Source organism: Acinetobacter sp. NIOH-H-8, assembly GCF_046635365.1.
GTDB lineage: Bacteria > Pseudomonadota > Gammaproteobacteria > Pseudomonadales > Moraxellaceae > Acinetobacter.
The window spans coordinates 1-456 of sequence record NZ_JBHDVN010000179.1 but is presented as its reverse complement, the minus strand read 5'-3'; the positions used below and the strand labels follow the sequence as shown (position 1 = coordinate 456).

The following is a 456-nucleotide window of genomic DNA, read 5'->3' as shown; positions in this document are numbered from 1 at the left end:
CTCATGAAATACGGTATTCTGATGGGACAAAACCTGAATCCTGGTCGTTAAAGTGTTTGTTTGCACTCATATTTTAACTGTTAGGACTCAGGTTTTTTTATTTAAAGCAAACTATGGGACAGCAGTGTACGGATATGCCGTTTCAGATAAGCAAAATGTGCCTGTTGATGTGACTGTTCCAGACCACGTTTTAGCAAACTCAGCCAGCGTTGACGCAGGGAGGCAGAGCTGAATTTCTGCTTGTTCATGCCATGAATATAAATAATTTTCATCGACACACCACGCTGGCTGCCTAGAACATTTTCAGTATAAATAAAAAAGAGCAGCCGAAGCCATTGCTGTCCCACAATTTTTCACAAGAGGAAGCTCAAATGAGCTTCCTCTTGTTTTATGGGTATTTTATCGGGTGAAAATAAAGCTTTTAAAGTTCTTCTTTCAAACAAATTCACTTGAATT

General features: G+C 39.0%; 1 pseudogene. It reads right to left on the bottom strand.

Annotation, left to right across the window (positions count from 1 at the left end):
* Positions 1–128 precede the first annotated feature (128 nt).
* Positions 129–272 (bottom strand): annotated as a pseudogene (locus ACEWB7_RS17665) (alpha/beta hydrolase); the annotation flags it as partial.
* Positions 273–456 lie beyond the last annotated feature (184 nt).